Origin of the sequence: Pedobacter gandavensis (assembly GCF_032678465.1) — a bacterium.
Taxonomy (GTDB): Bacteria; Bacteroidota; Bacteroidia; order Sphingobacteriales; family Sphingobacteriaceae; genus Pedobacter; species Pedobacter gandavensis_B.
This window is the reverse complement of sequence record NZ_JAVTSK010000009.1, coordinates 36,793-61,375: the sequence shown is the minus strand read 5'-3', so window position 1 is coordinate 61,375 and position 24,583 is coordinate 36,793. Positions and strand designations below refer to the sequence as shown.

Here is a 24,583-nt window from a genome sequence, read left to right as displayed (position 1 = left end):
AAAAATCAAAAATCACCATGTCTTATTCGCCCCCTCATTATGTCGTTTCTGCACTACTTTAATCTGCCCTTTCCCTTCTAAATTTGAATTAGTAAATTTATATAACCCTACAGCCATGAAAAATATCAATCAACGAATAACCACTAACCTATGGTTCGACAAGAATGCCGAAGAAGCCGTCAAATTTTACACAGGTATCTTTAAAAACTCCAGCATCAAAGGAATGACCCATTATACAAAAGAAGGCTTTGAAATCCACCAAATGCCGGAAGGCACAGTAATGACCATTGTCTTTGAACTGGATGGCAGGGAGTTTTTAGCTTTAAACGGCGGACCAATGTTCAAGTTCAATGAATCGATATCCCTCGTTGTCAATTGTGCCGACCAGGGGGAGATCGACTATTATTGGAATAGCTTAATCCCTGGTGGAGACCCGGCTTCACAAGTCTGCGGTTGGTTAAAGGATAAATACGGACTTTCCTGGCAAATCGTTCCAACACTAATGTCAGAACTACTCAAAGATGAAAATACGAAGAAAACGGGCAATGTAATGGCCGCGGTGATGCAAATGAAAAAGATCGACATCAGTCTTTTAGAAAAAGCTTTTGCCCAATCCTAAAATAAACCATAAACTCAACTATAAACTAATGAAAAAAAACAAAATTATCTTTTGGATTGCCACCATTCTGATCTTCTTATTTGAAGGCGTGATGCCGGCATTGACTTCACAAACAGAAATGGCTAAAGAGGGGATCCGACATCTGGGATACCCAGCTTACTTTGGTGTTGCACTAGTCGTATTTAAAGTATTGGGTTCGATTATTCTGGTGATCCCAAGAGCACCTAAACGTTTAAAAGAATGGGCTTATGCTGGCTTCGGCTTTGATTTTATTTTTGCATCTATTAGCCACTATGCAGTAGAAGGGATTGGAATGAATGCATTTTTTCCCTGGATTGTATTCGCGGTACTCGCGGTCTCTTATGTGTATTACCACAAGACCTATGGCGCGGAAATGGCATAAAACAATAAAGCCCAATGTAAATTGGGCTTTATTAGCAGTTTTTTGAAGCGTATCGCTCAGAAAAACAATTATGTTATTTTTTGTTGTTCTCCAGATAAGTAGTTAGGATACTTTTCAGATAAAGCTCAGGTTTAGGCATCACGATCACCGTTCCAGGTTCTTTATCTTGCGAATGCTTGATGTAATTCGCTTTAATTTTTCCCCAGTCTTTTGAATAAAGCTGGATAAATGTATCTACAAATTCTTTATCAGTATATTCTTTTGGAAGCTTACTTAAAACCGCTTCAATTTTCTCTTCTTTTCTATGTAATACTGCCATGATAATTTCTTGATATTTTCTTGTCCAAAGCTATGAAACTAAATTGGGTTAGCCTAGATATTTTCTTAGCCCTGAAAATTGAGGCATAAAATTCCCATCAGCAAGATTTCCCTTGAAGTAATTGGCTTGAAATTCTCAAAATAAACGAGAAATAGGAGTGATTTTCCGAAGAAATCAGCTCATGGGTTTAACCAGGTTTTCCAGGCAAGTGTTCCAGCTTGTTTTTGAGCACCTGGTATTCCTTTTCCAATACTTTAAAAGCCTTGTCTTTTGGCTTGATATGGTAGTTATCTTTCATCACCTTTAAATAACTGCCTTCCACCTGATCAAAGCGTTCTTTTAGCTGCAAATACTTTTTCTCCTGGCCTTTTTCGGCTTCAGTTTTTCCTACACCATTCAAATTGCCCAAATAAACACTGTCAGATACGCTTTCCCCATCCGCAGAGATGAAAGAGATATAAGGTTCTAACTGTTGTTCCAGCTCTCCTTCGTACAGATGAACGAAACATTTTCCTTCGGATCTTCTGGCAATGTTCAGGAATTCCTTGCTTTTACCAGTTTGAGGCATGCAAATCATCACCATGGCACTGTCGTTGTGTTTTATGTTATTGTCGAATTCAGGATTCCAGCTGATCTCCAGTCCGCCTGCTACTTTGACAATTTTTAAATCACGGGTTTCAGGCATACTGCCCTCACTCAATTTTAATTTCGTGTAATCTACGCTAATATTAGGGTATTCACCCTTTAAAGCGTGCTTTTTGTGGTAGGAGGTTGCCAGATTATGTGCATTGTACACCGTTCCTTTGGCCTTTAAACCGTAGCCTAATTTAATATAACTGCCCATATAACGGAGTAAATCCATGGTAACAGACATTTTCTGGTAATTGGCCAGTTGAGGTATGGTAGGTTTCCCTTTTCTACCGATTAATCGGACTACGGGTTGTCCGTTGAGCATATAGAAGACAAGATTGCCTACTTTTCCCTTAAGGTGGCCTTGTGGGCCGTTTGCAGCTATTGCCATATGTTGAGCGTTAAATGGTTTGGTATTCAGTTCACTATTGTTCGGTATTCATAAGATGAAGATACGTATAAACACCTATTAAACAATGAGATGACTATTCTGTTTTTTAAGATAAAATAGGAATATTAGAAAGGTTATTTAAAAGGTTTATAAGGGTATAAGCTTTTCTAGGCCCTATCAACCTCCTATAGAATATTGAGCAATACCCACATAATTATAGACGCAATAGATAGGTACTCCGAAGCTCAGGTATAGGGAATTCAAAGAAGTTGAGGAGGAAGGAACAAGATGGTTTAGAGGGAGGCATAGTGCATCATCATGCGCAGCCGCATCGTACAGACATACGAAATTACTGTTTTGGCGAAGAAGCCAGAATTACTTGCTCTTGTGAGTTGATTTTTCCGGGTGCAAAAATTTATCCGTTTCAGCCCTCAATTCTTCGAGGCGGTGTTTCACAACCTCCGATTTTTTTTTGAGCTCAGCGGTATGAGCAGCAAGATTTTTAGTGATCTCTGCACTGCTTTGTGTAAGATCTTTTTTGTCTGTTTGATCCATGACGATTGCAATTAATACTTAAATATAACAGAAAAATCAAATCCAAACATTAAAACCAGGTTAAATTTTTCTACTTAAACCAAAAAGGAGTGCTATTGTCTTTTCGCGTTTAATTTTATTTATTTAGGTCTGTGTATCCACCTTTTTGTCTGTTTTCAGATCCTCAATTTCTTTGTTTAAAAAATAAGAAAGACCTGTTCTGATGACTACGGTACCGGCTAATATCCCTAAATCCTGAAAGGATGGATTTAGAATGGTGTCAATGATATCTGAAGCAATTAAAAACTCCAAACCCAATAATAAATAATAACCTACTTCAATTTTAATCTGAACGGTCCTTTGTAAGGAAAAACCTTTACCAAAACGATTGTATTCGTTTTTTATAAAATGATAAAGACCTATAGCTGCACCGTAGCAGATAATGCCGATACTGATATAACTGATGATATGCGAGGTGTATCTCAGTACATAATCCATATAGACTCAACTGTGTTTAAAAGCGTAATGATATGTTCCCCCAATTAATTACAGGAAGTTACGAATATTTATCAAATTCCGGAAGCTTTTCCATTTCTTTTTTGAGCATAAATGCCCCTTATTCCCGACCATATTTTTAATGAAATTTTTAAACTCCGTTCTGTAGATTTCCTTTGCCATTGCCACAGAAATCTTTAAGCAGAAAACTTTATCTACCTTGCATTAAACCACAACAAATGACTACTTTGAATTTTAACCCATGCAAACCATTGCTGTTGCTTGTGTGCCTCCTATGGAGCCATACGAAGCAGGTTCAGGCACAATCAAGATTGTCGCCATTACCAGGGAATCTTAGCAAGGATTTTAGGCAGCATGCCAATCCAGCTGCCCTTAAAAAGACTATTGAACCTGCAGTTCCCCTTATATCATTAAACGGAAACTGGGAATTTAAGCATAACAATAAAACCGGTAATATTCTTGTACCCGGAGAATTAACCATGCAGGGTTTTGAACTCAAAGCAGGCGAAAGTGCTGTGTACATCAGGAAATTAAGTATCCCGGCAGATTGGAAGAATAAGCGTGTCAAATTGCGCTTTGATGGCGTCAGCTCCCATGCGATAGTTCGGGTCAATCAACAGAAAGTGACTGAACATGAAGGGAGTTTTGTACCGTTTGAAGCGGATATTACAGATCAATTGAAAGCTGAAGAAAATACTTTGGAAGTTGAAGTTTCTGCATTGACCATTAGTGATATCCTGGCCTGTACTTCGCAATATGCTGCGCACACAGTGGCAGGGATTCTGCGAAAAGTAACGTTATTTGCATTGCCTCCAATCAACATAAGTGACCTAAAAATCGAAACTGATTTTGATGATCAATATAAAAACGCAATCCTTAAAATCAATACCAGCATCTTAAATGAAGCATTTACGGATCGCAATGCCCAAAGCCTTTCTTTACGATTTACTTTATGCGACCAACAAGGTAAAGTTGTGCTTCAGCAGTCGGCTAAACTGAATGCTCCGGCAATCGGACAAGCCTTATTGTCTAAACAGGAAATTAAAGTGTTAAAACCGCACCATTGGAACTCTGATCAGCCTTACCTGTATCAGTTGCAAATAGAATTACTACAGTCGGATAAGACGATTCAAACTAGCCAGCAAAAAATTGGTTTTAGAGAAGTGAAAATCTCAGGAAACCAACTTTTAGTCAATGGAAAACCCATAAAACTGAGGGGAGTAAACCGACATTCTGTACATCCGCTTACCGGCAGAAGTCTTGATCAGGCATTGGAATATGAAGATGCTAAACTGTTCATGGAGGCCAACTGCAATTTTATCAGAACTTCTCATTACCCAGCTTCAGAAGAGTTTCTGGATGCTTGCGACGAGCTGGGTCTTTTTGTAGAAAATGAGTCTTCATTAACCTGGATCAATCACCATGCTTCGCCGATCTGGAAAAGCTGGGATTATAAAGATGAAAAATACCTTCCGGTGATGATGAATGCCAACCTGGAAAAAATGCAGGCATCAATGAACCATCCTTCGGTAATTATCTGGTCTTTGGGAAATGAATCGAACTGGAGTCCGCTTTGGCAAAAAGTTCAGGATGCAGTGAAAGCGATGGATCCCAGTAGACCAACTGTTTTTCATGACCAGTGCTGGGGTGGTTTTAATAACCTGGGTAGCAAAGCGGATATCGCCAATTATCACTATCCTGGTATAAACGGCGCGGCTGCCACAGACACGATGAGTCGTCCAACTATGTTCGGGGAATATGCGCATTTAAGTACTTACAATAGAAGGGAATTACTCATGGATCCAGGCCTACGCAGTGCTTATTCCCTGCCATTGGTTAAAATGTATGAGGTTATGTACCAGCATAAAGGTAATCTTGGCGGAGCGATCTGGAGTGGAATTGATGATACCTTTCATCTTCCTGATGGCAGAATTGTGGGCTATGGACCTTGGGGACCTATAGATGGCTGGAGAAGGCCGAAACCAGAATACTGGGGCATGAAAAAAGCCTATGCACCAATCGTAGTTAAAAATGTGGTGCAGCCAAAAGTCCGGAAGGGAAATCTGATCCTTAGCATCGAAAATCGATATGATTTTAACCATTTAAAACAGGTAGCAATAATTTGTAAGGTAGACGGGAGGGAGCAAAAAATAAGTGCTGATCTCCCGGCCCGTACTGAGGGAGAAATCAGAATTCCTGTTCAGTCAAATACGAAGGAAGTATACCTTGCATTTAAAGATCCCAGAGGATTTGTGTTGAACGAAGAAAGGATCATCCTGAATAATGGGGTTGAGGTTAAACCTAAGCCAGGTTTGGAAGGTCAGGCAGAAATGAAAATACAGGCAAGTGTTAAAGATTTTGTTGATTTTAAGGCACTCCCAGAGCTGAAGCTCGAAGAAAACGAAGCGGCATACCTGATTCAGCATGGAGAATCGACTTATCTTTTGAATAAAATTACCGGAGTGTTGACTTCCTTAAGCAGTAATGGAAAAGAAGTTCTTCAACAAGGACCGGTGTTTTGTGAGGTGTCCATGAATTCCGAAGATGGAGGCAAACCCAACGTAGCTGGAGAAACCTACCAAAACAATATTTATCCGATCAAAAATTACCCATTGTATACTTTGTTTGCCAAAGATTTTCAGATGAAAAAGATCGACAGTGGTCTGGTGTTTAGCATGAATACTACCTATACCAAAGCCATGGGTAAAATCCGTTACCTGTTCAGAAAAGATGGAAAAGTACAGGTAGATTATGAGATCCAAATGGACAAATCAACTCAGACAGCGCCCTACCAGTACGGCATGCTGTTTCAATTGCCACTGGCTTATGAAACCCTACAATGGAAAAGAAAAGGTGAATTTAGTATATATGATGAAAATGACATCAGCAGAAACGAAGGGTCTGCAAGGTTAAATGCAAAATGGTTCCCAGGCGTCGAGGAGTTTGGAAAAGTACCGCAGGGCGCATGGAAAGATGATGCGAATGAAATGGGGTCCAACGACTTTCGTTCTACCAAAAAACATGTGTTGACTGTGCTTTTAAAGGATGATAGTGGAAGGGGATTAAAGATCAATGCCAATGCTGATCAAGCTTCCAGGGCCTGGTTACAAGATGGTCGTATTCAGTTGCTGATAGCCGATTACAGCAATGCCGGATCAGAGCCTTTTTACAATACGCCTTTTAGTGATGGCAGGTTAGATGGCAACAGCCATACGCGGAAAGGATCTGTGCAATTTGAATTGATCCCGTAATCATCAAAAATGTCATGATTTCTGAAGTAGTTTTTGTAGAACAGAAATAAGGATTTAAAAAATACTTTTACCAGGGTGTGGATTATAAGTTCCTGTCCGACATAAAAAACGATTTGTGGTACAGTAGTTGTTGATTCCCAACTTAGCGCTTTTATTTGTATTTTAAAAGAAATATATGATGATGAAATTACCAATTATACCTTCTTTGTTGATTGCTGTGGCTTTATTAGGTCAGGGTTGTGTGAGCAATAAAAAGTTCGCAGACCTGCAATCCAGTTATAATCAGTTACAGCAGAAAAATCAGGGCGTAAGTCAGGAGCTGGCCAGCTCTAATACCCGTGTGAAAAGTCTGGAAGAGCAAATTGCAGCTCAGCGTGAAAATGTAAAAGCTTTGCAGATTGCCTTGAATAAATGTCTGAATTCCAGTAGTCAGGGGAATACCAATATCTCCAAACTGGTGGATGAAATCAATGTAGCCAATAAATACATCCAGCATCTCGTGAATACGAAAAATACCAGCGACTCTTTAAATTTGGTATTGACAACCAATCTGACCCGCTCATTGAGCAGAGAAGAAATGAGTGATGTAGACATTAAGGTATTAAAGGGCGTGGTTTATATTTCCCTTTCAGATCAGATGCTGTACAAATCAGGAAGCTATGAAATTTCTGATCAGGCAGGTGCAACATTAAGTAAAATTGCTAAAATCATCAAAGATTATCAGAGTTATGATGTATTGATTGAAGGAAATACAGACAATGTGCCTATTTCTCAGGTCAATATCCGCAACAACTGGGATTTAAGTAATTTGAGAGCAGCCTCTGTAGTGATGGCTTTACAAAACAACTATGGAGTGATTCCTAAAAGGTTGACTGCTGCAGGAAGAGGGGAGTATAACCCGATTGCCAGCAATGATACCCCAGAAGGAAGAGCGAAAAACAGACGTACTGAAATTATCATTACGCCTAAACTGGATCAGTTCATGGAACTGATAGGAAAAGCCCCGGAACAAGCTAAAGAATAAGATCAGACGGCAGCGATAAGACCAGCATAAGCATGCATGGAAAGTTGCTATGGAGTTGAATGAAAAGTAAAATGCCCTGTTCATCTACATGATGTTCAGGGCATTTTCTTTTAGGGTTGAAGATCAGGCATCTTCGAGCTCCTTGATGATCAGTTTTTTCATGCCCATCATTACCTGCATGCGATGTGGGCCGCGCTCCGGATCACTCATGAGTTTGCCGATGGATTTAGGAATGATTTGCCAGCTGATTCCGTATTGATCGGTCAACCAGCCACAAGCCACTTCAAAACCACCATTTGCAATCAGTTGTGTCCAGTAACTGTCGATTTCTTCTTGTGTCTCGCAGGATACCATTAAAGAAATTCCATCATTGAAACCAAAGCCGTGTTCAGCAGAACTGTCCATAGCCATCATCACCGTACCGTTCAGTTTAAACTGCGCATGTTTCACAAAATCGGTACGGTCGCCCTCGCCTTCAGCGTATTTTAACACGCCCTGAACTTCAGAATTTGGGAATACCGAAGTATAAAATCTTAATGCCGTTTCGGCCTGACCAGCCTTATCGCCGGTAAACATTAAAGTCGGACAGAACTTCTGCGCCGAATCTTCTTTTGTTCCGGTATACAATTGCCAGGAAACGCCATATTTATCTTCAATCCAGCCATATTTAGGACTCCATGGGTAAGCATCCAGGGCCATCATTACTTTTCCTCCCTCCTGTAATTTATGCCATATATCCTCTGTTTCTTCCGCAGTTTCGCACATCACCATAAAGGAAATGGCAGGGTTTGGGTCGTTAACAGGGCCATCAGTGAGCAGCATAAACTTTTGTCCGCTCATTTCGATCTCTACGATATAGGGATTGGATACACCAATTTTACCTTCTCCAAAAGTATGCGTATAAAATTCGGCCGCTTCTGTAATTTTCCCCCTGATGGTAAGACAGGGATAAATGAAGTTTTTCATAATCTTAAGCTTTAGGGTTTTGTCCATACTAAGTTACGCAACATTCCTTTGATTAGGGCTGGGTATAGCAGACATTTAGAGGGGGACTTGCGACGATACAGGTATTTTAACCCATTTAGGAATACAGGTATTTCTAACGGTATAAATTGCAAAATAATTCTCCAAATTTGAGTAAAAGGAATATCGTATTTAAGCGCTCTCTTAACATTTCGAATTCATGTTGACTGATTTTGAGCTCTCTTTTTAAAAGAAGTCGATTTTTGTGTTTCAAGTGTAAACGCTCTCATTTAGGATGTTTTTTAAGCTGAAAACAACTTAAACTCTCATTATAATGGCTTATTTAAATTCACCGCGACTCAGTTTCTCAGGGAAGTTTCAGGCTGATCCTTCCACAGTCAACAATGACGTCGAACACTATGACAACGCTAAATTCCAACCAAATTATCAGGATTATGGCGAAGGGACAAAAAACGGCTGGTGGAATCCAGACGGCACAGGAAACTGGCGCTTGCTGGATTGTGTGATCAACAGCGTTACCTACAAAGATGGTAGCAGTACCAATGATCCGGCAGTAGATCCTATTATCGGGATGAGTGTATTGGATGCGAACACCCGTGTAGCAGGAAAAATCGTAGACCTGGATCCGCAGCAGCAATCTGTTTCACAGATCTGGGGCATGGTAGTCAGATTAGGACAGGAAGGAAACGTTTTTGTAAAAGGCGACTTCAAACCTGTTGGTTTCAATGACATCTGGTGGAACCGATCAGTAGACCTGACCAGATCGCCAGGTGCGGCAGCAACTTATCAGTCTGTGCTCAACAACTTGGAATGGTCTATCGATGGAACAGCATCCCGTTACCTTCAGGAATTGCAGGCAGAAAGTCCAGACCAATTGTCTATGAAATTCAATGTAGATGTGTTCAATCAAACAGTCACCGATGCGCATTTTACCATTGGCAGGGTAGTAGGTAGTATTGGCCCCTCAAACGTAACTGAACCAGACCATTTTACCCTGGGCAGGCAGTTTGTTCCGCCTATGACTTGCATGGGTGGAAGCTATGTGCCAACACCGGTTACTCCATCAGACCTGCCTCTTTATGTAGCTACAGCCTTGGTTAGAGAAGATACCAAACAAATTGTATTGGATCTTGGAAATTGCCTGAAAACTAAAACCGCAGATGGATTGATGGCAGATACCCGTGAGCTGAAACTGGCCTACAGAAATGCACAAAATGATTTCTTTATCCTGGGTGATATTGCTTACCAGGCAGCAGGATGGTACGAAAATAATGGTGGATTGGTCAGCATTAGTCTAACAGATGGACAGCTGGCAGGCGCCCTTCAATTCCCATTGAGCATCGTTATACAAGACAACCTTGGAAACACCACTTCTTTGCTAGATGAAAAACCGAATTACCTGAGAGCAGATCAGTTTGTATTTAGAATGAACGATGGAGAAACTCAGGATGTAGATTTTTATGCTACTATTTTAGGAAAGCCATTAGTTGGAAAGACAATGTATTGCGACATACAGCCTAGTCTCATCAATATCATGGGCCAGGGATCTGGGATTCCGGTAACGGCGACACCAACTACAGCGCTGACTTTTGACAACCAAATGGTCACTGATGCTACAGGAAAGGTCACCATGTCTTTGTCGGCTTCAGATCCGAAGAACCCAAGGGATTATATCGACGGACAGGTATACGCGCTATGGTATTACCTGGATGGGGAAGCAAATACAGATTTTAGTTTTATTCTACCTACAGATCCGAATGGCAATCCTACGGTATTGCCAGCACAGCTCAGCAGTGTTGATCCTAATAATTTTATCAGCGTATTGGTATTCAATAGCCTGAGCCAGGACGTGATTCAAAATCCGCAATGGGAAGATGTGCAGCCGGTGATGCAACAATATGCCAACCTGTATCCACTTATGTCAAAGGGGATTTTCAACCTCGCCGATCAGACGGTGGTAGACAGCAATGCGAAGATTTTAAACTTTGTGTTCGGTTTGCCAATAGAAGATCCAAACCACATGCCGGTTACCAGGGATTTGTCCAGAGATAAACAGCAGATGATCCTGAAATACCTGGAAAATGTAATCGCAGCTACCGCCTTGCAAGAAGCTGAGCTTGCTGAAAATTCAAATCAAAACAACGCTTAAATTCAATCAAAACAACGCCTAAACCCGAAATAACATGCTTTTTCTTAAAAATGTAAAACTCGAAACGCTTGCAGACCTTAAGTCTGCATTGCAAACGGCCATTATGCTGGAGCATTCTACCATACCGCCATATTTAACTGCTGTGTTTACCCTGGTGAATACCGGGAATGATGAAATCTCCAGCCTGATCGGCTCTGTCGTTAAAGAAGAAATGCTGCATTTATCTATTGCCTGTAATGTCCTGAATGCAATTGGTGGAACACCGGTATTAAACCAGCCTGGATTTATTCCAACTTATCCGGGACCGCTACCTGGGACTGTGGAAAGTGGTTTGGTAGTACCCATTTCTAAATTTTCTAAAGACCTCATCAAAAATGTATTTATGGTGATTGAGGAACCAGAAAATCCTATCGATATCCCTGTTGCATTTGCCAATGAAACAGATGGTCCCCTTACGATCGGTAAGTTTTATCAAAACGTAAAGAATCTGATCACGCTACTGGAAGCAGAAGCAAACCTATTGGGCAAAACCATTTTCACTGGGGACCCTGCAAAACAGATGACCAACGAAACCTGGTTCCCAATTTCCGAATTGTTTCCAATTCTGGATAAAGAGTCTGCTTTCAATGGAATTGACCTGATCGTAGATCAGGGAGAAGGTACCTCTGTGGATCCATTCATCGCTGCAAATGATGATGGGGGCGATGTTCCTACTGAACCCGCGCATTATTACCGTTTTGAAGAGATTTTCTACGGGAAGACATTAGAAAAGGATCCTAGCCAGGCCTGCGGTTATTCATATTCGGGTCCGGAGATTCCATGTGATTTGTCTAAGATCCCAAATATGACAGACAATCCTAAAATGGCGGATTATCCGATTGATTCTGTAGCCTATAAAAACAGTAAATTCTTCAATTTTACCTATACGAATTTATTGAACAGCCTGCACGATACCTTTAATGGGGAACCGGAAAAAATCAACGAAGCTATGGGTTTAATGTACTCCTTGAGGTTGTATGCAGGGAAGTTATTGGCTTCAGCAGATCCTTCTAACCCAGGATTTATGGCTGGTCCAAGTTATGAATATGTAACCAACGATAACCTTAGTGCGATAGAAAGACAGCAATTGGCTGGCGATCGCAGAGTACCCGCCTAATCTGCTTCAAATTATGGAACAGTTACCAGAAATTAATACACAGGAATTGCTTCAGGAGCTACTTTCCGATCAATTGTCGGAGCTGGAGTTGACCTGGTTCAATTTAAAGATTAAATCGCTGGAAAAGGATGAACTGCTCAGGCAGTTCATCCCTCTATTCAGTTTAATACCCAGATTTATCAAGGCAGGAAAGGTAGAATTTTCGGACCATACACTGGAGCTTTTAGAGCTCAGTTATCCCGGATTTTCCTCCTCAGACTGGAATCTGCAAGAACTTTGTAGGATCATGCTGATGGTATCTCTAGACCCTGCAGAAAATGAAAAAGTCCTGAAAAAATTATTTGAAGCGGCCGATATCAATGAACTGCGCATCCTTTACAAGGCTTTGTATTTTCTGGACAATGCTGCGGATTTTACAGACAGATTGGTGGAAGGAGTGAGAACAAACATGACGGATGTACTGGACGCAATTGTGGCAAATAACCCATTTCCAGCACGCTATTTATCGGAAGATGCCTGGAATCAAATGGTCATGAAGGCTGTTTTTACTGGCAGGCCTTTGTTCAGTATCTACGGTATCGATCGGCGGGCAAATGAAAAACTGGCGAAAATCCTTCATGGATATATTCAGGAACGGAAGTCGGCAGGAAGAACAGTGAGCCCGGAAGTATGGAGGTTGCTCCATCCCTTTATGACGGAGGAAATGGCACAGACCTTAAAAGAATTTTAAATTAAAAACTAAGCTTATGTATTTTATAGATCCACATATTCATATGGTCTCCAGAACAACGGACGACTATCAGGCCATGCGTGCTGCTGGTATTGTTGCTGTCATTGAACCCGCTTTCTGGTTAGGTCAGCCCCGGAGTTCCGTTGGCTCATTTCAGGATTATTTCAGTTCATTGATTGGTTGGGAGCGTTTTCGTGCTTCACAATTTGGAATCAAACATTATTGTACGATGGGCTTGAACTCCAAAGAAGCAAATAATGAAGCACTGGCCGAACAGGTGATGGAGATTTTGCCTTTGTTTGCCGGTAAAGAAGGGGTGGTGGCCATTGGTGAGATTGGTTACGACGATCAGACGGCTGCGGAAGATAAATACTTCAGACAGCAAATAGAAATTGCTAAAGAATTTCAGCTGCCGGTCATGGTGCATACACCACACCGGGATAAAATCAATGGCACCATTAGGAGCATGGACGTGCTGGAAGAGCATGGGGTTCCGCCGCATATGGTGGTGATTGACCACAACAATGAAGAAACCGTAAAACATGTACTGGATAGAGGATACTGGACCGCATTTACCATTTACCCGAATACAAAAATGGGAAATGAACGAATGGTAGAGGTAGTCAAAAAATATGGATCCGAAAGGATTATTGTAGACAGCTCTGCGGATTGGGGGGTAAGTGACCCATTGTCTGTTCCAAAAACGGCGGCACTGATGTTGGAGCGTGGGCTTTCAAAAGAAGATGTACGGCTGACTTGTTACCAGAACGCATTAACCGCATATGCTCAAAGCGGACAAATGAAAGAGGCTGATTGGCAACAGGAAATGACGATCGAGCAATCTGCACTTTTTGATGGAAGTGGGATTTTAAGGGGACAGGAAGCCAAGGTGATTTCCTATTCAAATATTATTGAAAACTAAGCCTATGACCAGCAGAGGAGGATCTTCCGGATGGAGTAACAAAGTACACTATTACCTGACCCTAATGAGGCCAGCTAATTTGATGACCGCTTTATCTGATATTCTGGGTGGCATTGCCATATCCGGTTTTTTTAGTACTGCCGACTGGTCTTTGTCTGCTTTCAGCAATATGCTTTTATTGCTCCTGTCTACCATTGGGCTTTATGGTGGCGGTATTGTCTTTAATGACATTTTTGATTTAGAAGAAGACATGAAAAACCGGCCAGAAAGGGTACTTCCCAGTGGGAAAGTAGCCTATAATGAAGCCGTTCAGTTGGGACTCTTACTTTTTATGCTGGGGATTGCTGCGGCTACCATGGTTTCGCCACTGAGTGGAACCATTGCTGTTGCCATCGCCTTGCTGGCTTTGTTGTACAATAAGCTAGGCAAACACCATTCTTTTTTCGGCCCCTTGAACATGGGCATTTGCAGAGGAGGAAATCTGATCCTGGGTATGAGTATCCTTCCTGATCACCTCTTTCAGAACGGTTATATTGTCATGGTGCCGATTGTTTTTATTGCGGCCATTACGCTGACTGCCCAAAAGGAAGTATCAGGGAATAATAAATCTGCGATTTTACTGGCGATGTTTCTGGACATCCTGGTAGTGGCCATGTTTTTCGCCATCAGCCAGTTTAGCGGATTGAATTTATGGCTGGCGGCACCTTTTCTGGTCCTCTGGTATGGTTTAAATTTTTTGGCCAAGTTCAAAGCTTACCAATCCAATCGGCCAACCTGGATCAAAAGAGCCGTGAAAACCGGGGTTCTTTCTTTGATTCTATTAAATGCCTGTTACATCGCCGGATTTGCCACCTGGTTTTATGCCCTTCCTGTATTGTTTTTATTACCCATCTCAGTGTTGCTGGCCAAGCGCTTTGCAGTCACCTGAGTATTTATTTAGCCCCTATGAATTATGTATAAAGCTCAAACTATTCAACAGCATTTTCAAGTGAGTTTTAATTATCCTGTTATTTTTACCAGGAACATATTTAATCCTGAAAATAAGGAACTCATCCATATCGTTAATCAGGGATCAGCCAAAGTTGTATTGGTGATGGAAACTGCACTTAGCCAATTTCATCCTGGAATCCTCCAGGAAATTCGTCAGTATTTTAAAATCCATGGAGTCGTTTGCAATGTGTTGATGCTGCCTGGAGCTGAAGCCATTAAAAATGACTCAGCGCACATTGAAGAGGTATTGAAGTTCATCCATGATCATCAGGTAGATCGCCACTCTTTCCTCATTGCAGTTGGAGGGGGCGCCTTACTGGATGCGGTGGGTTATGCCGCTGCGATTGCTCATCGTGGCATTCGCCTGATCCGTGTACCTAGTACGGTATTGTCGCAGAATGATTCGGGTGTTGGGGTGAAAAACAGTGTGAATTACTTTGGAAAGAAGAACTTCCTGGGCACCTTTGCCCCGCCATATGCAGTCATTAATGATGCGGCATTTCTGGAATCACTGGACAGCAGAAACTGGCGTTCAGGGATTGCGGAAGCGGTTAAAGTGGCGCTGATCAAAGATGAAATCTTCTTCAACTGGATCTGTTCAAATACAGAACAGCTGAATCACCGAAATATGGAGGTGATGGAGCAATTGATTTTTCGCTGTGCGGGACTTCATATCAGACATATCGGAACTTCAGGTGATCCTTTTGAAAAAGGCTCTTCTAGACCCCTTGATTTCGGTCATTGGGCAGCGCATAAACTCGAGTACCTTTCTGATTATCAGTTGCTGCATGGGGAGGCGGTAGCCATAGGGATTGCACTGGATACGGTGTACTCCGGCTTGTCTGGCCGATTGAAAACAGCTGAAGTCAAAAGTGTGCTGGACTGCCTGATCGCCCTGGGTTTTGATATTTTTCACCCGATGCTGATCGATGAATATAGTCTGGAGATCCATCCGAAATTATTCCTTGGACTGGAAGAATTCAGGGAGCATCTGGGCGGGGAATTAACCATTATGTTACTGGCAGCGTTAGGAGAAGGGCTGGAGGTACAAGAGATGAGTCATGCCTTACTATCTGATGCGGTTAAATATTTACTAAAGTTTCAGTCCGAATTTACGGATACACCTATTTTAATCCAGCAGTCGATATGAAAATAAAAAACGATGCCCATCTAACCTACTGCACCAATATTCATTCCGGAGAATCCTGGAAAGAAATATTTACCAGTTTGGAGCAAAATACCTTACAGGTAAAAGCGAAGCTTTCGCCTGATCAACCTTTTGGAATTGGATTGAGGTTGTCCAATGAAAGTGCCCAGACCTTGCAAGAGGAAGGCCAGCTGCCTGCTTTTAAGCATTGGCTTCAAAGTAATGATCTGTACGTGTTTACGATCAATGGTTTTCCATACGGGAATTTTCATGGAAAAGTAGTGAAAGATCAGGTGCATTCACCAGATTGGCGTACTAAAGAAAGGTTGGATTATACCATTTTATTATTCAATTTACTGGCTGAATTGTTGCCCGAGGGGCAGGAAGGTGGGATTTCTACTTCTCCACTTTCTTACAAATACTGGTATGATACTGCCGCAGAACGGGAGGAAGCTAAAAAACAGAGCTGTGCCCATCTGATAGATATAGTGGTTCATTTGGTACAGTTGCATCAGATCACAGGAAAAAATATGCACCTGGATATCGAGCCGGAACCCGATGGATTATTAGAGAACAGCGTTGATTTTATTGATTTCTTTGAAAATTATCTTTTGAAGCGGGGTTTGGAATTACTGATGATGCGGATCAATTGTACTGCTTTGGAGGCGAGGAATTACATCCTTCATCACTTGCAGTTGTGTTATGACATTTGCCATTTCTCCGTGGAATTCGAAGAGCCTGAATCTGTGATCCGTAGTATAGAGGAAAAAGGGATAAAAATCGGCAAGATGCAGATCAGCGCTGCGCTGAAATGTAACACAGAACTAAATGGAAGCAAAGCAGAAATGGCCAGTCATTTAAATCAGTTCATTGAACCGGTTTACCTGCATCAGGCGGTCGTCAAAAAGCGTTCCGGTGAGCTGTTAAAGTTTGCAGACCTGAAGCCGGGAATTGCAGAACTGGCTGAGCCGGATTCGATAGAACTGCGTACACATTTTCATGTGCCTATATTTTTGTTTTATTATCAGGGCTTATCTTCTACTCAAGACGACATCCTGAAGGCGATGGATCTCTGGATCAAAAAGCCTTTTACCAGGCATCTGGAAATAGAGACTTATACCTGGGAGGTATTGCCTAAGCAGTTGATGATGGATTTAAAGCAATCGATCAACAGAGAGCTTGCCTGGCTGCTTGCATTGATCCAAAGCAGGGAGGAGCAAAAAGAAGAGGTTTTAATTCAAGAATTGACAGATGCAGCAGATAGCAGTAATTAATATTGTAGGACTCAGTTCTGCATTGCTTCGCGATAAATCGCTTTTTCTCTATCAGTGGCTGGAAAAAAATGGAGGAATTCATACGATTGATCCCGTATTTCCTGCGGTAACCTGTTCGGTACAGTCGACTTATCTGACTGGCAAATGGCCTTCTGAGCATGGGATTGTGGGCAATGGCTGGTATTTCAGGGAAGAAGCTGAGGTTAAATTCTGGAAGCAATCAAATCCTTTGGTTCAAGCCCCGAAAATATGGGATAAGGCAAAGGAAATCAATCCGGATTTTACCTGTGCGAATATGTTCTGGTGGTATAATATGTATTCGACGGCAGATTTTTCTGTGACTCCAAGGCCTCAGTATTGGGCAGACGGGCAGAAGAAACCCGATTGTTATAGTCAGCCGCCAAGCCTGAGGGACCAATTACAGGAAGAGTTGGGGACTTTCCCTTTGTTTGATTTCTGGGGGCCAAAAACTTCCATTAAATCCAGTAAATGGATTGCTAATGCTTCCAAACTTGTTCATGAATGGAACGATCCAACTTTAATGCTCATTTATCTGCCACATCTGGATTATTGCGGACAGAAGTTCGATCCGGAATCTGCTGAAATTCGTCGGGATTTAAAAGAAATCGATGAGGTCTGCAGGGATCTGATCGGTTATTTTGAAACCAAAGGAGTAAAGCCTATTTTACTGTCTGAGTATGGGATTACGGCGGTTCATCAACCGATACACCTGAACCGGATCCTGAGGGATCAGGGCTACCTTGCCATTAGAGAAGAAAAAGGATTGGAATTACTGGATGCAGGTGAATCGACCGTTTTTTCAGTTGCAGACCATCAGATTGCGCATGTTTACCTGAATGATCCTTCAAAATTAGCCGAACTGAAATTGATGCTGGAGCAGGTACCCGGTGTGGAAAGGGTATTGGATGAAGCTGGAAAAAGAGAATTTCATATCCAGCATGAGCGCTCCGGTGACCTCATCTGTATCGCCGATAAAGACAGCTGGTTTACTTATTATTATTGGCTGGACGATCGCAAAGCACCAGATTTTGCAAGAATGGTAGATATCCATAAAAAACCGGGTTATGACCCGGCAGAAATGTTTTTTGACCAGAAGAAAAAGCTGATGATGCCAAGGATTATCTGGAAGCTCCTGAAGAAAAAACTGGGCTTCCGTACAGTAATGGATTTCATCGGACTGGATGCACGAGTGGTCAAAGGTTCGCATGGGAGGGTCCGAGTGCCGGAAGCAGATCAACCGGTACTGATCGGTGCCGGGATTCATGGCCAAAATTTAAAAGGAACGGAGATCTGTCCGATTATTCTGGAAGCGGTTTTTGGTGCAGCAATCCAAAAAGAATCCTCAAATGCTGCATTGAGTAGCGCTGAGGAGCTGGATCAGGCTCAAATATTTACAACTTAATTTATACCATTATGAATTTCAATGAAATGATTGAAACCAAACAAATCATCATTAAATTATCTGTGAGCAATGTATTGGAAGCTCAGGCTTTTTATGTAGAAAAATTAGGGTTTTCTGTAGTGGAGGAGTATACGATTAATTCCGGTGGGGATTATGGGATGGATTCCTATGTACAGTTGAACCACAATGGTCTGCAGGGATTTGTTGCATTGGGATTATTTAAAGATATTGATGATCCGATGAAACCGGAAGACGCAGGTACAGTACCTAGTTTTGTGGTGAAAGACATTGACCTGGCCCGTGATTTCCTGATCACCCAGGGGGTAGATGTGGGTGGAGTGATAGAAAACACTTCTGATCTGGGCTATGTGGACCGGTTTGCTTTTTTTAATGATCCGGACAATAATTCACTGGTGATCAGACAAAATATGAATTGATCCTTTGGATTAAGTGGTGAACTTTATTTTAAAGTGGTGTTGCTCAGTGTGATAGGTGTAAGAAATTTGCCAATGCTGACCAATGCAAATCTGTTTCAGGATAGACAGTCCGAGGCCGTTTCCAGTATAGCCCGGACTGCCTTTTCCGAAGCGGGTAAATAAGCGGGAATGTTCAAAAGAAAGGGCTGGTCCATCATTGGAAACCAACAGTTCATCTTGCGTTAGTACCACAATGACTCTGGCACCAGCTGCAGAATGGGACAGGGCGTTCGACAATAAATTAGAGACCAGAATTTCCATTAAAGAAGGGCTGGCAAAGACCTGTTTTTCTTCCAGGGAGCTTTCTACAGTTATCTTTTTATGCATAAACAAATCTGCCATGAGTTCCAGGTTTCGCTGTAACACTGATGTTAAGGAAAGTTGCCGTTGATCGGCTGCAAAAGTGTTGTTTTCCAGTTTGGCGAGTAGAAGCAATCCACGGTTTACCCTGCTCAAACGGGTAACGGATTGTTTGGCATCGCCGAGTAAACGGGTAAGTTCTGGGCTGACTGGCAGCTGACTAATGCTTTCCAATCTGGTTTTTAAAATGCTCAGGGGCGTCTGGATTTCATGGGAAGCATTTTCTGTAAATTCTTTTAAAGCTAGGTATTCCCTTCTTCCTCTTTGACTGAGATCGGTTAATACCTCATTCATTTCCTGAAATTCCTTTACATTGGAAGGGCTGAGCTCCAGATTTGTATTAGCGCTCACTGAATATTTTTTCATCTGATTGAGGTTGTTGAGGAAGGGTTTCCATAGACTGCGACTGATGAAATAATTGAGGAGTGTGCCCAATGCAATGAACATTATGGCAATGGTAATGAAAATATAGGTGATGGTTCTGGAATAGTTTCCCCAACCGATATAAGTGGTCATTACCCTGATCCGGAATGCCTTTCCATTGATTTTTTTGCTTTCCTCAAAGTAATAATATCCTTCTTGCTCTTGTTGGATGCGGTCGTAAATTAAAGTGTCTTTGAAAATTTTAGGAAGTTTCATCAATTCCTCTGCATCAGCAGTTTTGATCTGAACCAGGGGAAAGCTGACTGTTTTTCCTGCCTGAATTTCGCTGGCCACCAGATCTGTTTGAAGTTCCAGTTGTTCCTCAATTTCTCTGGAAATTTCACGTTGTAAAAAAGTAAAAAGAAAGAAGCCGGTAATGCTCAATACAAAGAGGCTCAGCCAGAAATGATACAGGCTGATTTTGCTCAGTAAACGCATTAATAGGTAAATTTATAACCCATGCCATAAACCGTTTTGATGTAATCTTTACCAGCAGCTTTACTCAGCTTTTTGCGGAGGTTCATGATATGTACATAGACCGTATCGAAGTTGTCGTTCTGATCGAAATGGTCTCCCCAGAGGTGCTCAATGATGGAAGATTTACCAACCACCCGATTTTTATTGACTACAAAATAGATGAGCATGTCGTATTCTTTCCGGGTTAAGCTGATCTCCTCCGAGCGGAAAAATAACATTTTGGATTGGGGATCAACTTTGAAATCGTCGAAAGTAATGTGTTCGATGCCTTTTAAAGTTTTTCTTCGGTATAGCGCATTCACTCTTGCACTGAGTTCTTCCAGAAAAAAGGGTTTGGTGAGGTAATCATCAGCTCCAAGGTTCAATCCTGACAGTTTATCTTGCAGCGAGTTTCTCGCGGAAAGGATGAGTATTCCTGTTTCCAGGCTGCATCTTTTGATGTCTTCAATCAGGTTAATTCCTATTCCGTCTGGAAGAGAAACGTCTAAAACTACAATGTCATAAATAAAGTCCCGTAGCTTTTGCTCTGCCTGACAGAAGGTTGAGGCTTGTTCACAGATAAAGTTTAAAGAACTGAAGTAGCTCTCCATTTCCTCTAATAATACTGGCTCATCTTCAACAAATAGGATTTTCATAAATAAAATTCAGGTTTTTACAACTCTTTAGAAATTCTTTAGAATTGACACTAATATTTGCAGCAAGAATAAGACTTATTTAGACTTATTACAAACAATATACTGAAAAATCACATAATCCAATAGAAATGAAAAATAAATACTTTAAGACTGCGTTGTTTGCAGCCCTTGCAGTAGCAGGTCTGACTTCTTGTAAAAAAGATAAGGTGGAGGAAGAGGTTATTGCACCTTATGATGTTCCTAAGACTTACAACTTTGCTGGTGCCAATTATGCTTCTTCTACCATTAGGGTGAAACAAATGCTGGAACTGGATGTGTATATGAAAACGGCAAATGCGGGGACTGCTTTGGATGCTGCAAAAGCGACGAACATTTTCAACAATACCAATAATCCATTTACAGAGGCGGCTTTAAATACTTCCGGATTGAATCTGGCTGCTAAAACTGCGGATGCCACAACTTTCAAAACCTATTTAGACAATTTGGTAGCCCACAGCAAAATTAATGCTGTAGCCACTAATGGTACTGCGGGTTATATTGTTCGTGGTACAGCGAAAATTATCGTAGGCGCAGAAGGTTTGGAAAACGGACAGGCGGTAACCAAAGGAATGATGGGAAGTTTGTTCTTCAAACAAGCATTAGATTTATTGGCAGCTACAAAAACGGATGGAACGATCGCGTTACAGCAGCAGCACTGGGATGAAGCTTTCGGATACCTTGCCGTTCCTACTGATTACGATCCAAGTGTTACTTATGCTTCTTCCTTGGTTTTCCCTGCTAAACCCGCACTTTGGGGTGGTTACCTTGCGGAACGCGGTCAGAACATCACTGCCGGAAAAATCATTTTTGATGCCTTCCTGACTGGTCGCGCAGCAATTGGTGCGAAAGATGTAAAAGTTCGCGATGCACAGATTGTCATCATTCAGGACATCTGGGAAAAACTAGCTGCGAATGCCGCGTATAACTATGTGCTTTCTCCAACCTTGACTGCTAACGCAGGAAACCTGGGTAGCCAGTTCCACGCTTTATCTGAAGCGTATGGTTTTATCGAATCCTTGAAATACAGAGCTGCAGGTAGTAAACTGACGGATGCGAACCTCTTAAAATTACAAAGCATCATCAAAACCAATTTCTACACTTTGGTAAATGAAGCTGGTTTTACAAAATTGAAAGAAGCACAAACAATTTTAAAAGATACCTATGCATTACCTGCTTTAAACTAAGCGGTTTTTAATTCAATCCTCAACTCTCTGTAACTCCGGTCACAGGGAGTTTTGTACGTTCAAATCAAACTAAAATAATGGCCATGAGCTTATCAAAAATTACAAAGGTATTTGTACTTATCATGATGTTTTTTACCCTTTCCTGCGGTAAAAAAGGAGGTACACCAGAAGAGGTTAAAAGTGTTAATGGTTTTGACAAATCGGCTATGCTGGCGAATTATGCAGATGCGATGATCATTCCTGCCTATACCCAAATGCAACAGCGTATGGGGACATTGCAAACAGCGATGAATACTTTTCTGGCTGCGCCAACCCTGGGAAATCAACAGGCTTTAAAACTGGTTTTTAAGGAAGTTTACTTACAGGTGGAAAGGGTTTCCGTATTACAATTTGGTCCGGCAGAAAGTGTTTCCTTAAACAGTTTTATCAATATGCTGCCTGCCAATACTATGAAAAAAGTGGGGGTAGATAAACCAGATCTGACCATCGTGGAGGAAAACATCACTAGTGGAACGTATAACCTAGTACAAAATTCTACCTTCCATCAGCAAGGATTTCCGGTTTTAGATTACCTGCTGTTCTCAGAAAATGCAGTTGCGAAATTTGCTGATGCAGGGAGTGCCAACCGAAAAAAATACGTGCAGGATTTGATGACCAGAATTACTGGTCTGGTAGATCAAACATTAAACTCCTGGAAATCTGGTTACCGTAGTACCTTTATCGCCAATACCAAAACTGATACAGGGAGTCCGATTAGTTTCCTGATCAATCAGTTTGCTTTTGAAATGGACATGATCAAAGGTCCGAGGATAGGCTGGCCTTTTGGAACACAATCAGCGGATGTCCCTTTCCCGGACAGATGTGAAGGATATTATTCCGGCATCTCTTTGGATCTGGCCATTGAAAATATGCAGAGTCTAAAAAGTATGTATACTGCTGCGGGTTCTGGTAAGGGGATGTCGGATTATGTGATTGCACTCGGATATAGCCAGCTCAACACAGATGTGACCACACAGTTCGATGTGGTGATTGCTAAATTGAAAGCAATTCCGGCACCTTTATCAACTGCGCTGGTCAACAATAAAGCATTGGTTACAGATGCATTAAAGGAAATCCAAACCCTGTTGCGATTGATCAAGAGTGATATGGTTTCAAAAGTTGGTGTTCAAATTTCTTATGTAGACAATGACGGTGACTAAAATCAGGCAATGGATTCAGTCGCCGGTTTCCATTGCTCCATTGGCTAATTTCAGGATTCTATTCGGGATCATGATGCTACTCAGTACCATCAGGTTCTGGATGAAAGGTTGGGTCAGTACACAATATATTGAGCCCAGTTTCCATTTTACTTTTATGGGTTTTGACTGGATTCAACCTTTGGGCGCTGTTGGGATGTATGTGGTGTTTTTGGGAATAGGGATTTCAGCCTTGCTGGTTAGCCTCGGACTTTACTATCGCCTGGCGATCATAGTGTTTTTTTTATTGTTCAGTTATGTGGAGCTGATTGATGTAACCTATTACCTCAATCACTATTATTTTGTGAGTGTGATCAGCTTTCTGATGATCTGGCTTCCGGCAGGAAGGTTTTTCTCTTTGGATGTCTGGAGGAAACCTGATACGGAAATTACGCTGGTGCCAAGATGGGTGACCGGTACCATCCGCTTACAGCTGGGAATGGTTTATTTCTTTGCGGGTCTGGCCAAGTTGAATTCCGACTGGCTGTTTGAGGCAATGCCGATGAAGATCTGGCTGCCAACGAAGAGCCATCTTCCCTGGATTGGGAACCTGATGTATCGGGATTGGGTGGCTTACCTGTTCAGCTGGTTTGGAGCCATTTATGATTTGTTCATTGTGTTTTTCCTACTGAACAGGAAGACCAGGACATATGGATATGTTGCAGTTTTAATATTTCATATTGCCACTGCCATCTTTTTCCCCTCCATCGGAATGTTCCCTTATATCATGATGGTTTGTACCCTGATTTTCTTTTCCGCAGAGGATCAGTTGAAGCTGCTGAATAAGCTCAGGGCTGTTACTATCGTAGAGGATAAATCCTATAATCCGGCAACTAAGCAGTTGACCTTCCGTTTTTTAATGCTGTTCTTCTTTTTTCAGATGATTTTACCATTGAGGTATCTGGCTTATCCAGGTCCACTTTTCTGGACGGAAGAGGGCTATCGGTTTTCCTGGAGAGTGATGCTGATGGAAAAAGTAGGCAGTGCAAATTTTTACGTTTCTGAAGCCAGAACGGGTAAAACCTATGAGGTCAACAATCGGGAGTTTTTAACGGTCCAACAGGAAAAAATGATGAGCACTCAGGCGGATCTGATCCTCAGGTATGCACATTATCTGGCCAGAGTTTACGCTCAGAGGGGTATTATCGATCCGGAAGTTTATGGAGAATCTTATGTGACCCTCAATGGCAGGAGGTCTGCCCCCTTTATCAATCCTAAGGTAAATTTGGCTGTTCAGCCACTGAGCTTCAGGCATTACCAATGGATTTTACCATTCAACTCAACACCTTAAT

At 41.7% G+C, this 24,583-nt stretch carries 23 protein-coding genes; 16 read left to right on the top strand and 7 right to left on the bottom strand.

Going from position 1 to position 24,583, the window contains the following annotated elements; translation table 11 throughout:
- Positions 1-115 precede the first annotated feature (115 nt).
- The gene (locus R2Q94_RS16440) at positions 116-619 is read left to right on the top strand and encodes a VOC family protein (protein WP_316822557.1); all 504 of its coding nucleotides are present in this window, start codon (positions 116-118) and stop codon (positions 617-619) included.
- Positions 620-647: 28 nt separating this feature from the next.
- Positions 648-1,022: a DoxX family protein gene (locus tag R2Q94_RS16435; protein ID WP_316822556.1), complete on the top strand. Its 375-nt coding sequence runs from the start codon at positions 648-650 to the stop codon at positions 1,020-1,022.
- 73 nt (positions 1,023-1,095) lie between these two features.
- Here R2Q94_RS16435 and R2Q94_RS16430 read toward each other — a convergent pair whose 3' ends face one another.
- The 4 genes from R2Q94_RS16430 to R2Q94_RS16415 form a co-directional block, all read right to left on the bottom strand.
- Complete coding sequence (locus R2Q94_RS16430; protein ID WP_316822555.1) at positions 1,096-1,341, bottom strand: hypothetical protein; 246 nt, start codon at positions 1,339-1,341, stop codon at positions 1,096-1,098.
- 187 nt (positions 1,342-1,528) lie between these two features.
- Positions 1,529-2,362, bottom strand: coding sequence for a DUF6266 family protein (locus R2Q94_RS16425; protein ID WP_316822554.1), 834 nt, complete (start codon positions 2,360-2,362; stop codon positions 1,529-1,531).
- Between the two features lie 375 nt (positions 2,363-2,737).
- The gene (locus tag R2Q94_RS16420; protein ID WP_316822553.1) at positions 2,738-2,917 is read right to left on the bottom strand and encodes a hypothetical protein; all 180 of its coding nucleotides are present in this window, start codon (positions 2,915-2,917) and stop codon (positions 2,738-2,740) included.
- 123 nt (positions 2,918-3,040) lie between these two features.
- Complete coding sequence (locus R2Q94_RS16415) at positions 3,041-3,394, bottom strand: DUF1622 domain-containing protein (RefSeq protein ID WP_316822552.1); 354 nt, start codon at positions 3,392-3,394, stop codon at positions 3,041-3,043.
- Between the two features lie 236 nt (positions 3,395-3,630).
- Here R2Q94_RS16415 and R2Q94_RS16410 point away from each other — a divergent pair, with 236 nt between their 5' ends.
- A complete protein-coding gene (locus R2Q94_RS16410; RefSeq protein WP_316822551.1) occupies positions 3,631-6,663 on the top strand; it encodes a glycoside hydrolase family 2 TIM barrel-domain containing protein in 3,033 nt (1,010 codons plus the stop codon).
- 178 nt (positions 6,664-6,841) lie between these two features.
- The gene (locus R2Q94_RS16405; RefSeq protein ID WP_410478570.1) at positions 6,842-7,687 is read left to right on the top strand and encodes an OmpA family protein; all 846 of its coding nucleotides are present in this window, start codon (positions 6,842-6,844) and stop codon (positions 7,685-7,687) included.
- A 123-nt stretch (positions 7,688-7,810) separates the two neighbouring features.
- Here R2Q94_RS16405 and R2Q94_RS16400 read toward each other — a convergent pair whose 3' ends face one another.
- Entirely contained in the window at positions 7,811-8,653 is an 843-nt protein-coding gene (locus R2Q94_RS16400) for a VOC family protein (RefSeq protein WP_316822550.1), read from the bottom strand.
- A 331-nt stretch (positions 8,654-8,984) separates the two neighbouring features.
- Between R2Q94_RS16400 and R2Q94_RS16395 the strand changes: the two genes are divergently transcribed.
- Genes R2Q94_RS16395 through R2Q94_RS16355 form a run of 9 tightly spaced genes read left to right on the top strand, consistent with a single transcriptional unit; the run spans position 8,985 to position 18,899 of the window.
- Complete coding sequence (locus R2Q94_RS16395) at positions 8,985-10,820, top strand: hypothetical protein (protein ID WP_316822549.1); 1,836 nt, start codon at positions 8,985-8,987, stop codon at positions 10,818-10,820.
- Between the two features lie 34 nt (positions 10,821-10,854).
- Positions 10,855-11,976: a ferritin-like protein gene (locus R2Q94_RS16390; protein WP_316822548.1), complete on the top strand. Its 1,122-nt coding sequence runs from the start codon at positions 10,855-10,857 to the stop codon at positions 11,974-11,976.
- Between the two features lie 13 nt (positions 11,977-11,989).
- Positions 11,990-12,706, top strand: a complete 717-nt coding sequence (locus R2Q94_RS16385; protein WP_316822547.1) for an EboA domain-containing protein — start codon at positions 11,990-11,992, stop codon at positions 12,704-12,706.
- A 16-nt stretch (positions 12,707-12,722) separates the two neighbouring features.
- Positions 12,723-13,628 (top strand): TatD family hydrolase, encoded by a 906-nt coding sequence (locus tag R2Q94_RS16380; RefSeq protein WP_316822546.1) that lies wholly within the window; start codon positions 12,723-12,725, stop codon positions 13,626-13,628.
- Positions 13,618-14,556, top strand: coding sequence for a UbiA-like protein EboC (eboC, locus tag R2Q94_RS16375; RefSeq protein ID WP_316822545.1), 939 nt, complete (start codon positions 13,618-13,620; stop codon positions 14,554-14,556). The genes R2Q94_RS16380 and eboC overlap by 11 nt, the downstream gene beginning before the upstream one ends.
- Positions 14,557-14,580: 24 nt before the next feature.
- Positions 14,581-15,768, top strand: coding sequence for a 3-dehydroquinate synthase (locus tag R2Q94_RS16370; protein WP_316822544.1), 1,188 nt, complete (start codon positions 14,581-14,583; stop codon positions 15,766-15,768).
- Complete coding sequence (gene eboE / locus R2Q94_RS16365; protein WP_316822543.1) at positions 15,765-17,039, top strand: metabolite traffic protein EboE; 1,275 nt, start codon at positions 15,765-15,767, stop codon at positions 17,037-17,039. The genes R2Q94_RS16370 and eboE overlap by 4 nt, the downstream gene beginning before the upstream one ends.
- Positions 17,017-18,462 (top strand): alkaline phosphatase family protein, encoded by a 1,446-nt coding sequence (locus tag R2Q94_RS16360; RefSeq protein ID WP_316822542.1) that lies wholly within the window; start codon positions 17,017-17,019, stop codon positions 18,460-18,462. The genes eboE and R2Q94_RS16360 overlap by 23 nt, the downstream gene beginning before the upstream one ends.
- Positions 18,463-18,473: 11 nt before the next feature.
- Positions 18,474-18,899, top strand: coding sequence for a VOC family protein (locus R2Q94_RS16355; RefSeq protein ID WP_316822541.1), 426 nt, complete (start codon positions 18,474-18,476; stop codon positions 18,897-18,899).
- 9 nt (positions 18,900-18,908) lie between these two features.
- Here the strand turns inward: R2Q94_RS16355 and R2Q94_RS16350 are convergent, their stop codons facing one another.
- The gene (locus tag R2Q94_RS16350; protein WP_316822540.1) at positions 18,909-20,159 is read right to left on the bottom strand and encodes a HAMP domain-containing sensor histidine kinase; all 1,251 of its coding nucleotides are present in this window, start codon (positions 20,157-20,159) and stop codon (positions 18,909-18,911) included.
- Positions 20,159-20,833, bottom strand: a complete 675-nt coding sequence (locus tag R2Q94_RS16345) for a response regulator transcription factor (RefSeq protein ID WP_316822539.1) — start codon at positions 20,831-20,833, stop codon at positions 20,159-20,161. Before R2Q94_RS16345 ends, R2Q94_RS16350 begins: the two co-directional genes overlap by 1 nt.
- A gap of 128 nt (positions 20,834-20,961) precedes the next feature.
- Here R2Q94_RS16345 and R2Q94_RS16340 point away from each other — a divergent pair, with 128 nt between their 5' ends.
- The 3 genes from R2Q94_RS16340 to R2Q94_RS16330 all read left to right on the top strand — a co-directional run bounded on the left by R2Q94_RS16340 (position 20,962) and on the right by R2Q94_RS16330 (position 24,582).
- Positions 20,962-22,056: a DUF4856 domain-containing protein gene (locus tag R2Q94_RS16340; protein WP_316822538.1), complete on the top strand. Its 1,095-nt coding sequence runs from the start codon at positions 20,962-20,964 to the stop codon at positions 22,054-22,056.
- Positions 22,057-22,139: 83 nt separating this feature from the next.
- On the top strand, positions 22,140-23,255 hold the full coding sequence (locus R2Q94_RS16335; protein WP_316822537.1) for an imelysin family protein: 1,116 nt from the start codon (positions 22,140-22,142) through the stop codon (positions 23,253-23,255).
- On the top strand, positions 23,242-24,582 hold the full coding sequence (locus R2Q94_RS16330; RefSeq protein WP_316822536.1) for an HTTM domain-containing protein: 1,341 nt from the start codon (positions 23,242-23,244) through the stop codon (positions 24,580-24,582). The genes R2Q94_RS16335 and R2Q94_RS16330 overlap by 14 nt, the downstream gene beginning before the upstream one ends.
- The last annotated feature ends 1 nt before the right edge of the window (position 24,583 follow it).

Bases quoted from the DNA above. Each gene is read 5' to 3' on its own strand.
- R2Q94_RS16410 (WP_316822551.1), top strand. From the start codon at position 3,631: ATGACTACTTTGAATTTTAACCCATGCAAACCATTGCTGTTGCTTGTG.
- R2Q94_RS16360 (WP_316822542.1), top strand. From the start codon at position 17,017: ATGCAGCAGATAGCAGTAATTAATATTGTAGGACTCAGTTCTGCATTG.
- R2Q94_RS16370 (WP_316822544.1), top strand. From the start codon at position 14,581: ATGTATAAAGCTCAAACTATTCAACAGCATTTTCAAGTGAGTTTTAAT.
- R2Q94_RS16405 (WP_410478570.1), top strand. From the start codon at position 6,842: ATGATGAAATTACCAATTATACCTTCTTTGTTGATTGCTGTGGCTTTA.
- eboE (WP_316822543.1), top strand. From the start codon at position 15,765: ATGAAAATAAAAAACGATGCCCATCTAACCTACTGCACCAATATTCAT.
- R2Q94_RS16440 (WP_316822557.1), top strand. From the start codon at position 116: ATGAAAAATATCAATCAACGAATAACCACTAACCTATGGTTCGACAAG.
- R2Q94_RS16435 (WP_316822556.1), top strand. From the start codon at position 648: ATGAAAAAAAACAAAATTATCTTTTGGATTGCCACCATTCTGATCTTC.
- R2Q94_RS16340 (WP_316822538.1), top strand. From the start codon at position 20,962: ATGAAAAATAAATACTTTAAGACTGCGTTGTTTGCAGCCCTTGCAGTA.
- R2Q94_RS16385 (WP_316822547.1), top strand. From the start codon at position 11,990: ATGGAACAGTTACCAGAAATTAATACACAGGAATTGCTTCAGGAGCTA.
- R2Q94_RS16350 (WP_316822540.1), bottom strand. From the start codon at position 20,159: ATGCGTTTACTGAGCAAAATCAGCCTGTATCATTTCTGGCTGAGCCTC.
- R2Q94_RS16420 (WP_316822553.1), bottom strand. From the start codon at position 2,917: ATGGATCAAACAGACAAAAAAGATCTTACACAAAGCAGTGCAGAGATC.
- R2Q94_RS16395 (WP_316822549.1), top strand. From the start codon at position 8,985: ATGGCTTATTTAAATTCACCGCGACTCAGTTTCTCAGGGAAGTTTCAG.
- R2Q94_RS16430 (WP_316822555.1), bottom strand. From the start codon at position 1,341: ATGGCAGTATTACATAGAAAAGAAGAGAAAATTGAAGCGGTTTTAAGT.
- R2Q94_RS16345 (WP_316822539.1), bottom strand. From the start codon at position 20,833: ATGAAAATCCTATTTGTTGAAGATGAGCCAGTATTATTAGAGGAAATG.
- R2Q94_RS16330 (WP_316822536.1), top strand. From the start codon at position 23,242: ATGACGGTGACTAAAATCAGGCAATGGATTCAGTCGCCGGTTTCCATT.
- R2Q94_RS16415 (WP_316822552.1), bottom strand. From the start codon at position 3,394: ATGGATTATGTACTGAGATACACCTCGCATATCATCAGTTATATCAGT.
- R2Q94_RS16390 (WP_316822548.1), top strand. From the start codon at position 10,855: ATGCTTTTTCTTAAAAATGTAAAACTCGAAACGCTTGCAGACCTTAAG.
- R2Q94_RS16335 (WP_316822537.1), top strand. From the start codon at position 22,140: ATGAGCTTATCAAAAATTACAAAGGTATTTGTACTTATCATGATGTTT.
- R2Q94_RS16400 (WP_316822550.1), bottom strand. From the start codon at position 8,653: ATGAAAAACTTCATTTATCCCTGTCTTACCATCAGGGGGAAAATTACA.
- R2Q94_RS16355 (WP_316822541.1), top strand. From the start codon at position 18,474: ATGAATTTCAATGAAATGATTGAAACCAAACAAATCATCATTAAATTA.
- R2Q94_RS16380 (WP_316822546.1), top strand. From the start codon at position 12,723: ATGTATTTTATAGATCCACATATTCATATGGTCTCCAGAACAACGGAC.
- R2Q94_RS16425 (WP_316822554.1), bottom strand. From the start codon at position 2,362: ATGGCAATAGCTGCAAACGGCCCACAAGGCCACCTTAAGGGAAAAGTA.